The 9,225-nt window shown below is 34.8% G+C and carries 13 protein-coding genes and 2 pseudogenes; 12 read left to right on the top strand and 3 right to left on the bottom strand.

Annotation, left to right across the window (positions count from 1 at the left end; all coding sequences use genetic code 11):
- From CQ058_RS13915 to CQ058_RS13880, 8 genes and pseudogenes are all read left to right on the top strand, one after another.
- A pseudogene (locus CQ058_RS13915) lies at nt 1-158 on the top strand (alanine dehydrogenase); the annotation flags it as partial.
- A gap of 142 nt (nt 159-300) precedes the next feature.
- Nucleotides 301-726 carry a hypothetical protein gene (locus CQ058_RS13910; RefSeq protein WP_002190867.1) on the top strand — a complete coding sequence of 142 codons (426 nt, stop codon included), beginning with the start codon at nt 301-303 and terminating at the stop codon, nt 724-726.
- 44 nt (nt 727-770) lie between these two features.
- Nucleotides 771-1,103 (top strand): cupin domain-containing protein, encoded by a 333-nt coding sequence (locus tag CQ058_RS13905; protein WP_002190866.1) that lies wholly within the window; start codon nt 771-773, stop codon nt 1,101-1,103.
- A complete protein-coding gene (locus CQ058_RS13900; protein ID WP_002190865.1) occupies nt 1,100-1,900 on the top strand; it encodes a GNAT family N-acetyltransferase in 801 nt (266 codons plus the stop codon). The genes CQ058_RS13905 and CQ058_RS13900 overlap by 4 nt, the downstream gene beginning before the upstream one ends.
- Nucleotides 1,897-2,241 (top strand): DUF6176 family protein, encoded by a 345-nt coding sequence (locus tag CQ058_RS13895; RefSeq protein WP_002190864.1) that lies wholly within the window; start codon nt 1,897-1,899, stop codon nt 2,239-2,241. Before CQ058_RS13900 ends, CQ058_RS13895 begins: the two co-directional genes overlap by 4 nt.
- Nucleotides 2,242-2,312: 71 nt before the next feature.
- Nucleotides 2,313-2,768, top strand: coding sequence for a GNAT family N-acetyltransferase (locus CQ058_RS13890; RefSeq protein ID WP_002190862.1), 456 nt, complete (start codon nt 2,313-2,315; stop codon nt 2,766-2,768).
- 102 nt (nt 2,769-2,870) lie between these two features.
- Nucleotides 2,871-3,161: pseudogene (locus tag CQ058_RS13885) on the top strand (anti sigma factor C-terminal domain-containing protein); the annotation flags it as partial.
- 63 nt (nt 3,162-3,224) lie between these two features.
- On the top strand, nt 3,225-3,431 hold the full coding sequence (locus CQ058_RS13880) for a hypothetical protein (RefSeq protein ID WP_002088956.1): 207 nt from the start codon (nt 3,225-3,227) through the stop codon (nt 3,429-3,431).
- Nucleotides 3,432-3,476: 45 nt separating this feature from the next.
- Here the strand turns inward: CQ058_RS13880 and pepQ are convergent, their stop codons facing one another.
- Nucleotides 3,477-4,574, bottom strand: coding sequence for a Xaa-Pro dipeptidase (pepQ, locus tag CQ058_RS13875; RefSeq protein ID WP_002190859.1), 1,098 nt, complete (start codon nt 4,572-4,574; stop codon nt 3,477-3,479).
- 149 nt (nt 4,575-4,723) lie between these two features.
- On the opposite strand from pepQ, the gene CQ058_RS13870 reads away from it, so the two are divergent.
- A complete protein-coding gene (locus CQ058_RS13870) occupies nt 4,724-5,407 on the top strand; it encodes a metal-dependent hydrolase (protein WP_002088954.1) in 684 nt (227 codons plus the stop codon).
- 40 nt (nt 5,408-5,447) lie between these two features.
- Here the strand turns inward: CQ058_RS13870 and CQ058_RS31825 are convergent, their stop codons facing one another.
- Nucleotides 5,448-5,606 carry a hypothetical protein gene (locus CQ058_RS31825; RefSeq protein ID WP_002190858.1) on the bottom strand — a complete coding sequence of 53 codons (159 nt, stop codon included), beginning with the start codon at nt 5,604-5,606 and terminating at the stop codon, nt 5,448-5,450.
- 247 nt (nt 5,607-5,853) lie between these two features.
- Here CQ058_RS31825 and CQ058_RS13860 point away from each other — a divergent pair, with 247 nt between their 5' ends.
- Together CQ058_RS13860 and CQ058_RS13855 are read left to right on the top strand one after the other, a co-directional pair.
- Nucleotides 5,854-7,167 (top strand): DRTGG domain-containing protein, encoded by a 1,314-nt coding sequence (locus CQ058_RS13860; protein WP_002034295.1) that lies wholly within the window; start codon nt 5,854-5,856, stop codon nt 7,165-7,167.
- Between the two features lie 213 nt (nt 7,168-7,380).
- Nucleotides 7,381-7,644, top strand: a complete 264-nt coding sequence (locus CQ058_RS13855) for a DUF3949 domain-containing protein (protein ID WP_002190856.1) — start codon at nt 7,381-7,383, stop codon at nt 7,642-7,644.
- 8 nt (nt 7,645-7,652) lie between these two features.
- Here CQ058_RS13855 and CQ058_RS13850 read toward each other — a convergent pair whose 3' ends face one another.
- A complete protein-coding gene (locus CQ058_RS13850) occupies nt 7,653-7,958 on the bottom strand; it encodes a YtpI family protein (RefSeq protein ID WP_002129367.1) in 306 nt (101 codons plus the stop codon).
- Nucleotides 7,959-8,273: 315 nt separating this feature from the next.
- Here CQ058_RS13850 and CQ058_RS13840 point away from each other — a divergent pair, with 315 nt between their 5' ends.
- Complete coding sequence (locus CQ058_RS13840; protein WP_002167586.1) at nt 8,274-9,206, top strand: DHH family phosphoesterase; 933 nt, start codon at nt 8,274-8,276, stop codon at nt 9,204-9,206.
- The last annotated feature ends 19 nt before the right edge of the window (nt 9,207-9,225 follow it).

Genomic DNA, 9,225 nt, shown 5'->3' with positions numbered 1-9,225 from the left:
ACAAAGGCTACAAAGAAGCTTGCCTAGGCAACACTGCATTATTAAAAGGTATTAACACATTAGATGGCTACGTAACATTCGAAGCAGTTGCAGAAGCGCACAGCTTACAATATGCAGATGCAAAAGAGCTTCTTGAAAAAGCTCCTGCTTTATCATAATAGAGATACATTTGAGACCTTCCTTTATGAGGAGGGTCTTTTTTTATAAAATAAATTGTAAAAAATTGTCGTGTATCACTATTAATAAGTGGTAATTGTGATAATTTAGAATTATATATTTTTTTGGGAGGGAGGGATTAGATTGGGAAGAAAAAGTAAGCGGAGGAAGCACAAAAAACAAAGAGGAGTAATAAGGAGTAAACATGAGTTAGTAGTTACGAAAAAGAGACCTAGGTCTAAAATTGAAAGTGGTTTAATAGATGCTGCGAATGTTATGTATTTTATTGTCATGGGTATTATTTTTATTAACTTAATTAAGTTACCAGTTTCAAATTTATCTTTACATGTATTTGTACTTATTATTTTTTTTATGATAGCTATTTTAGTACATGTTTTAGTGTTTGGAACATTACTATCAACTAATAAGAATGGTGGAGAAAAAGTACAAAAAAAGAAAAGAAATTCGTCTTATTATGCAAGCTCATCAAGTGGATTCGGTGACTACAGTAGCAACGATTGTAGCAGCTCAAGTGATGGTGGAGGAGATTGCGGAGGTGGTGGAGACTAAGTTAGTTTTTCAGAAGAACGACTAATGAAAGGATGAGACAAAAGGTGGAAACTGCAAATTTATTAGAATTAACAAAGGACATTCAAGAACAACATAAAAACTTCGTCGTTTCAAATGTAAATAATCATTGTTTACGAATCGCCGTATTTACTGGTGAATATGATTGGCACTATCATTCTAATTCGGATGAATTATTTATTGTGCTAGAGGGAGAACTACTTATCGATTTTGAAGATGGAGAGACGGCGGTTTTAAAGCCAAATGATTCTATCTTAATTCCAGCATGCACGATCCATAGAACGAGAGCATTCAAGAGAACGGTAAATCTTTGTTTTGAAAATATAGAGGCGGATACGATTAAAGTGGAGCAATTATGAAAAAATTATCTGTAGCCCAGTATAGAAAAATCCTTCCGATTTTAGAAGGTCATACAAGGACAACAACCTTTGCTCATGCGGTATGTGATCAAATGATAGATGGTGAAGTTTTTGCAAACGAGAAGTTAACAGCAGGACTAATTCGTACAGCTAATGGTATCTATTATTTATTTGGTGATACGGATGATCAAAATTATAACGAATATTTATTTGCATATTTAAAAATGGCTATTCAAAAAACAGAGAAGAGATTTACATTGTTCACTTCGAGTGACGAGTGGGAAATGATGTTAGAAGAGCGTTTTAGTAATGCATTTCGGAACATCCCACGAATGACATTTCAATTTCAAAGAGAAGTTTTTGAAGATAGAAAAATAGAATTAAACAAAAATACATATGAAATTAAACGTATTGATAAAAGTGATATAGAACGAAGTAATGAATTTACAGAGGATTATTATAAAGAATATTGGGGATCAAAAGAAGTGTTTTTAAATAACGGCTTTGGTTTTTGTATAGAACAAGATGGGATGATTGTAGCCGAATGCGTCTCAATATTTAGAGGGAATGGTTTTGCTGAAATTGATATTGCAACACATGAAGCACATCAAGGGAAAGGGTTAGCTCAAGCTGTCGCAACACGTTTCATTGAACAGTGTATACAAAATCATATTACACCATGCTGGGATTGTAATGTAGATAATATTCCCTCGCAAAAATTAGCTAGTAAATTAAGCTTCCATAATCCAGTAGAATATGTTTTGTTTGTCCGCAAGAAATGGGGGAATAAAAGATGAACGTAGAATTAACAAGATTCAAAGTCAAGCCAGGTAAAAGTCATCGCGTAGATGAATGGATGCAGCTTCTTAATGATAATATGAAAGAAGTGCTTTTGACATTAAACGACGAAAAGATGTATGTAGAGACAATTTTCCGGGAAATAAGAGATGGAGAAGAGTACTTATATTGGTATTCTGTGCAAGGAGAAGGCGGGGCTCTTGTCGAAAATTCTCATCATGCAATTGATAAAAAGCACTTAGCGTTTTGGTATGAATGTATTGATGAAGAAGCACTGGCTGTCGATCTGAAGACGGAAGTCGTTATGATTCAAGATGTTGTGAAAGAAGCGATGAAATAATAGAGTAGTATTTTGTAAAGATAAACCATCCTCTTTTTTGGTGAAATATATATTATTGGAGATGCTGTAAGATGCGAATTAGTCATAAATATATCACTCTCGATGAAATAGAGATAATCAGAGACTCATTAGATAAATTGCATGAATATCATAACAGTAAATCAAAATATTTTTCTGGTGATTATCCAAGAATGACATTTGAGGAACGTATTGAAGATTATAAAAAAAATTCAAAGTACGGAGAATATAGAATTGAACTATTGATTGAGTTAGAAACAGATAATATATTAGGCTTTTGTATAGCGTATAGTAAAAGCGTAAGTGGGAAGATTGAAGTTTTATTTGTTGATGAAAAATATCGAAGAAACGGATTCGGTTTGAAATTAATGAATAGTGCAGTGGAATGGTTTAAAGAAAAGCAAGTAGATGACATTGAATTAATAGTAGTGTACGGAAATGAAGCTGTATCGTTTTATCAAAAGCTGGGATTTTATCCACGTTCAATTATTATGACAACTAAATCATAAAGATATTATGAGAATATATCTTTTAAATGAGTGGAAGTTTTTATTTCGAAAAAATTGATTTGTATGTTAAAAAATTAAAATATATGTGCTTTTTATTATGAAAATTTTTTTGGATTTGAAGGGAGTTATGCAAAAGTAACAGAAGGTGTGAAAAATGATTTAACAATAAACTCAAAAGAGTTTCTGTACCAAATGAAGTCTTTAGCAAAAAATAGTGAAGGTATACCAAGTGATTATTTTGAACAATATTATAAAGAAATAAAAAACACGAAACCAAAAGACATACCAATATAGGGAGTAGTCGTAACTGGAAAAACAGAGGATTTACAAGGTTTACAAGGAGCGCTATATATTAAAGCGGCTGTTAGAGGTGTAACAGTGGAGAAATATTAATTACAGTTAATTAATGTGAATAATCAGAAAATTTATGTTATAATATGGGAAAAGGAGGTTTATATGAGGCAAATACATGGAGCAATTTATATTTACATAACAATGTTTTTCGTGGCGATATCCTATGGATTAGGGCACGTGTATTCGCATCCTATACTAACTTTTTTAAGCGGAGCATGTATGGCGTTTGCGCTTCTTGTCCACCTTTTCTCAGTTTGGATCGTGAAATTTCAAATAAATATTAGTGAGATAGAAGAAGGCACTTTTTAAAGGGCCTTCTTTAATAAAAAGGTAGCGATCACGCTACCTTTTTTATTATTTCACAAATTGTAATTCTTTCGGGAATTTCGTTAAGATTTCTGATCCGTCTTTTGTGATGTAAATATCATCTTCAATACGAACGCCGCCTACGTTTGGTACGTAAATACCTGGCTCGATTGTGAAGACCATACCTTCTTTTAATAGAGACTCATTGCCTTCTTTTACATCTGGATATTCGTGTACGCTAATTCCAAGTCCGTGACCAAGGCGGTGAGGGAAGAAGTCTCCATAACCTGCATCTGTGATAACAGAGCGAGCGGCGTTGTCAATTGCACCAAATGTAACGCCTGGTTTACATGCTTCAACTGCTTGTAGTTGTCCAGCAAGTACAGTGTTGTAAATGCGAGTTTGTTCTTCAGAAAGTTCACCGAATGCTACTGTACGTGTAATGTCAGAGCAATAACCTTCAATGATTACACCTAAATCAAATAGTACGAAATCGCCGCGTTTCATTTTGTTTGCACCTGGAATACCGTGTGGAAGAGCAGAGTTTGCGCCTGCTAATACCATCGTATCGAATGACATTTTATGGATGCCTTTTGTTTTTAATTCATGCTCAATAATTGCTAATACTTCTAGCTCACTACGATTTTCTTTAATTGCATTTACACCAACTTCAACAGCATAATCTGCCATTTTAGCCGCTTCACGCAAAATAGAAAGTTCTTTTTCGTCTTTAATTAAGCGAAGTTCGCGAACTTTCTCTTCAGCTGATTTGAAAGCTGCATTTGGGAATAACTTTGTTAATTCTTCGTAACGTTCTACGTTTAAATGTTCTTTTTCAATTGCAACTGCATTTGCATCAATACCACGATCTTTAATTGCTTTTGCAATCATATCCCATGGTCTGTCCGTATCAGTAAATCCGATAATCTCATGTGCCCAGCCAGCGTTACGTGCTTGGCCTTCTTCCATTTTAGGACAAATTAAAATAGGCTCTTTTTCTTGGAATACAAACATACCAAGTAGTCTTTCATGTGGTTCACAGTGGAAGTTTGTCATGTAGAAGACGTTCGGTGTAGAAGTTAAGAACGCAGCTTCTACGTTTTTTTCTTTTAGCCATTGCATTAAATTTTCTAATCTAGCATTCATCGATTGGCACCCCCGAGATATTTAATTACAAATATAACTTTACATCGGAGGAAAGCGTTATGACAAGTAAATCGATGTTAGAAAAGACAGGGAATTGAGAAATCATGTAGAATAAAAAGTGAGAATGTGAATAGGGGAGGAATGTAATGATGAAAGTATCGTATCACGGGCATTCAGTTGTAAAAATTGAAACGAATGGAAAAGTTATTTTAATTGACCCATTTTTAACGGGAAATCCGAAAACAGATTTAAAGGCTGAAGATGTAAAAGTTGATGCGATTATTTTATCGCACGGACACGGTGATCATGTTGGGGATACAGTAGCGTTAGCAAAGAACAATAATGCGGTCGTTGTGGCACCGTTTGAATTAGCGACATTTTTAGGGTGGCAAGGTGTAAATACACATCCAATGCATATTGGTGGTTCACATGAATTTGACTTTGGAAAGGTGAAATTTACTCAAGCATTCCACGGCTCTAGTTATATTGATGAAGAAAATAAGACGATTACATATACAGGTATGCCAGCTGGTATTTTGTTTACAGCAGAGGAGAAAACGGTATATCATGCAGGAGATACTGCTTTATTCTCTGATATGAAGTTAATTGGAGAACTGAATAATATTGATTTAGCATTTTTACCAATTGGCGATAATTTCACAATGGGGCCAGAAGATGCTGTGTTAGCAGCAAAATGGATAGAGGCGAAAACAGTTGTACCGATGCATTACAATACGTTCCCAGTTATTGAACAAGATCCATATCAATTTGTAGGAAAGCTACAAAATTGTACAGGGAAAGTATTAGAAGCTGGAGAAAGTATTACACTATAAAAAAGAAACCCTTCATTTGAAATGACAAGTGAAGGGTTTTTTATGTGTGTAGTACAGTTTTTAAAGCCTGTATTTGTTTAGCTGATTCTTCTCGTTTTGTACGTGGCTGTTCGGGTGTTTCATTCAACCCCATTGCAACTTTTTTTCCATCTACGAAAGCTAAAAATACAGCACCTACAACCTCTAAAAATTTTTTCATAATGTATTCGCTCCTTTGTTTCATTTCTTGTCTTAATTGTATATTGAAGCGTCTGGACAAACTATCGAACGAGATGACAATACCATTACATTGTTGTAATAGAATGACTGGTGGAATGTAAGGGGTATTTTGTTATAAAAAAAATGGTACAGGCATATAAAGAGAGAGTGTAACAGTTTTGAAAATATAGTATACTGAAAATACAACACATGAAGAATTTAGGGAAAAGAAAGTATGGTGAAACCATTTGGCTACCAAACATAATCAAATTTTAGAACATATTAATAGCCTGCCGGTAGGGCATAAAATTTCTGTGAGGCAAATTGCGAAAGATTTGAGTGTAAGTGAAGGGACAGCTTACCGTGCAATTAAAGACGCAGAAAATAAAGGGTATGTTAGTACAATTGAACGTGTCGGAACAATTCGAATTGAACAAAAGAAGAAAGAGAATATCGAAAAACTGACATATGCAGAAGTCGTTAACATTGTCGATGGTCAAGTACTTGGAGGCAGAGAAGGACTACATAAAACATTAAATAAATTCGTAATCGGGGCTATGAAATTAGAAGCGATGATGCGCTATACAGAAGCAGGGAACTTACTTATTATCGGTAACCGTACGAACGCACATCAATTAGCATTAGAAACAGGGGCTGCTGTATTAATTACAGGTGGATTTGATACAGAAGAGCATGTGAAAAAGTTAGCAGATGAATTGAAATTGCCAATTATTTCGAGTAGTTATGATACATTTACGGTCGCAACGTTAATTAACCGTGCAATTTATGATCAACTTATTAAGAAAGAAATTGTACTAGTTGAAGATATTTTAACACCAATTGAAGAAACACTATATTTAAAGCCTAGTGACATAGTGCAGAAATGGCATGAGTACAATGAAGAGACGATGCATGGACGTTATCCAATTGTGGATGAAAATAAAAAGGTGTTAGGTATCGTAACTTCGAAAGATATGATTGGTGTTGCGAAAGAAACACCGATTGATAAAGTTATGACGAAACACCCTATTACGGTAAACGGAAAAATGTCTGTCGCAGCTGCAGCACGTATGATGGTGTGGGAAGGTATTGAATTACTTCCTGTTGTGGAGGATGGAAATAAATTGCAAGGTATCATTAGTCGTCAAGATGTACTTCAGGCCTTGCAGATGATTCAGCGTCAACCACAAGTTGGTGAAACGATTGATGACATTGTAACGAATCAATTTATGACGCCGAAAGAAGCAAAAAATGAGCATTTATATCAATTTTCAGTGACACCACAAATGACGAATTCAATCGGGACGTTATCTTACGGTGTATTCACAACAATTGTGACAGAAGCAACAAACCGCGTCATTCGTGCGCAGAAGAAGAGCGATTCAATTGTTGAGAACTTAACAATTTATTTCGTAAAACCGGTTCAAATTGATAATGTTGTATCGGTTCATCCGAAAGTATTAGAAATTGGCCGTAAATTTGGTAAGGTTGATGTAGAAGTACATCATGAAGGTAATGTTGTCGGGAAAGCATTACTTATGGTGCAGTTAATCGATAAATAAAAAGGTGGAACAAATCGCTTTGGTTTGTTCCATCTTTTTTGTTTTATTGGGTTTTGAAGCTGTTGCTAAAGATGTGGAGGAGTTTTAGCTGGAAATATATATATAAGGAGAGATGATTGTATAATTAGAAAAAACAGAATATTAATCCATTTAGAGTGTATACTATGATATAATTAGATTGTAAGATAATGGATGTCGGAAGGGGGATGCAATATGTCATCAGAAGTACTCTTTTTTGCTGGTATCGCACTATTTTACTTTCTTGTGATGATACCAATTCAATATTTATATTTACAAGGATTGCATGAAAAAAAGAAAAGAACAGGATTATCTCAGCAAGAATTATACAAACAGATGTCTTTTGAAGAAGAACAATTACATTTTCACGTGCAAGGTAATCTCTTTAATATCCCATCTGCGTTTGTTGCATATATGATTTTGAAAGTTAAGGGACGTAAAAAAGCATCACAATATTGATGCTTTTTTTACGTTGTTTTATAAGATTCGGCTTCTTTGACTGCTAATGGTAGAAAGTGTTTATATTGGCGGAATCCATTAAATGTACTCGCGCTGCCAAGTAACATAAACAAAACACCAACGATAATACGGGCAGTTGAAAGTTCTAAAAAGAATTGGTTTATCCCAAAGAATAGGACGAATAAGCCGAGTGCCATTGCGGATTTTCCTGAGAGCCAACCTTTCTCCATTGGACGGTTTGTACGAAAGAATTTTGTTTTGTAGAAGAGGTACAACACAAATGAGATGATAATACAAAAGACGAATACTGGCATAATACACGCTCCCATCGATTGGTATAAAAATAACAATTTAGAAAAAAGAAAAATCTAAACTTTCTAACTTTTATTATAAAGCAATTGTTCGCATGTATGAAATGTTTTCCGTTATAATGGGGGATAAAGTGAAACTTTAATTAGTGTGGGGAGATCCCACGTACTAATTATTAGCCCTCACCAATCGGGCTTTTACGTGCATCCAGGCTCCAAATTAATTTTGCCTCATTGTTTTTAATACTTTTGAGGTGGGAGTCTTACTACACGTTAATGCGGGATAAAATGAAGAAGTTGAATAAAAAGGAGATTATACATATGCATGAGCAAATTTTAGGAGCAATTAAAGAGTTTGATACAATTATTATTCATCGTCATGTACGTCCGGATCCAGATGCGTTAGGTTCTCAGTGCGGACTTGGTACAATTCTGCAAGAATCGTTTCCAGAGAAAAATATTTATATGGTTGGGTACAACGAGCCTTCTTTATCATTTTTACGAGTAATGGATGATATTGAAGATAGTGTATATGAAGATGCACTTGTTATCGTTTGTGATACAGCAAATCAAGAGCGTGTTTGTGATCAGCGTTATGCAAAAGGAAAGATGTTAATTAAAATTGATCATCATCCGAATGAAGACCCGTACGGAGATATTACATGGGTGGATACGACAGCAAGTTCTACAAGTGAAATGATTTATGAATTTTACAGTTATGGAAAAGATAAAGGATTAACGATTTCAAAGGAAGCAGCTCGCCTTATTTTAGCGGGTATTGTTGGAGATACAGGTCGTTTCTTATTCCCAAATACAACAGCGAAAACACTTCGTTACGTAAGTGAGCTCGTTGACATGGATGTAAAATTCACAGATTTATACAATGAAATGTATAAGACGAAAGAAAAAATTGCTCGTTTGAACGGTTATATTTTACAAAACTTTACGATGGTAGAAGAAGGTGCAGCGTACATTAAATTAACGAAAGAGGTACTAGAAGAGTTTGATGTACTTTCTACTGAAGCATCTGGTGTTGTCGGAGCACTTGGTAATATTGATGGATTAAAGGCATGGGTTCTATTTTTAGAGGAAGATGATGTTATTCGTGTTCGTCTTCGTTCAAAAGGACCAGTTATTAATAAATTAGCAATGCAATATAATGGCGGAGGACATCCGATGGCTTCTGGTGCAAAAGCATCTTCTTGGGAAGAAGCAGATCGCCTGTTTGCTGATTTACGTGAGCTGTGTAGATAAAAATTGTATGTTGAACGAA

Origin of the sequence: Bacillus sp. MYb56, from assembly GCF_002976445.1 — a bacterium.
Classification (GTDB): domain Bacteria; phylum Bacillota; class Bacilli; order Bacillales; family Bacillaceae_G; genus Bacillus_A; species Bacillus_A mycoides.
The sequence above is the reverse complement of the archived record's forward strand: the minus strand, read 5'-3'. Positions and strand labels throughout refer to the sequence as shown.

What these genes read in the sequence shown, in the direction of transcription:
- CQ058_RS31825 (WP_002190858.1), bottom strand. Translation starts at nt 5,606, where the DNA reads ATGAAAAAATTTTTAGAGGTTGTAGGTGCTGTATTTTTAGCTTTCGTA.
- CQ058_RS13870 (WP_002088954.1), top strand. Translation starts at nt 4,724, where the DNA reads ATGAAAGTATCGTATCACGGGCATTCAGTTGTAAAAATTGAAACGAAT.
- CQ058_RS13840 (WP_002167586.1), top strand. Translation starts at nt 8,274, where the DNA reads ATGCATGAGCAAATTTTAGGAGCAATTAAAGAGTTTGATACAATTATT.
- CQ058_RS13880 (WP_002088956.1), top strand. Translation starts at nt 3,225, where the DNA reads ATGAGGCAAATACATGGAGCAATTTATATTTACATAACAATGTTTTTC.
- CQ058_RS13895 (WP_002190864.1), top strand. Translation starts at nt 1,897, where the DNA reads ATGAACGTAGAATTAACAAGATTCAAAGTCAAGCCAGGTAAAAGTCAT.
- CQ058_RS13850 (WP_002129367.1), bottom strand. Translation starts at nt 7,958, where the DNA reads ATGCCAGTATTCGTCTTTTGTATTATCATCTCATTTGTGTTGTACCTC.
- pepQ (WP_002190859.1), bottom strand. Translation starts at nt 4,574, where the DNA reads ATGAATGCTAGATTAGAAAATTTAATGCAATGGCTAAAAGAAAAAAAC.
- CQ058_RS13855 (WP_002190856.1), top strand. Translation starts at nt 7,381, where the DNA reads ATGTCATCAGAAGTACTCTTTTTTGCTGGTATCGCACTATTTTACTTT.
- CQ058_RS13900 (WP_002190865.1), top strand. Translation starts at nt 1,100, where the DNA reads ATGAAAAAATTATCTGTAGCCCAGTATAGAAAAATCCTTCCGATTTTA.
- CQ058_RS13890 (WP_002190862.1), top strand. Translation starts at nt 2,313, where the DNA reads ATGCGAATTAGTCATAAATATATCACTCTCGATGAAATAGAGATAATC.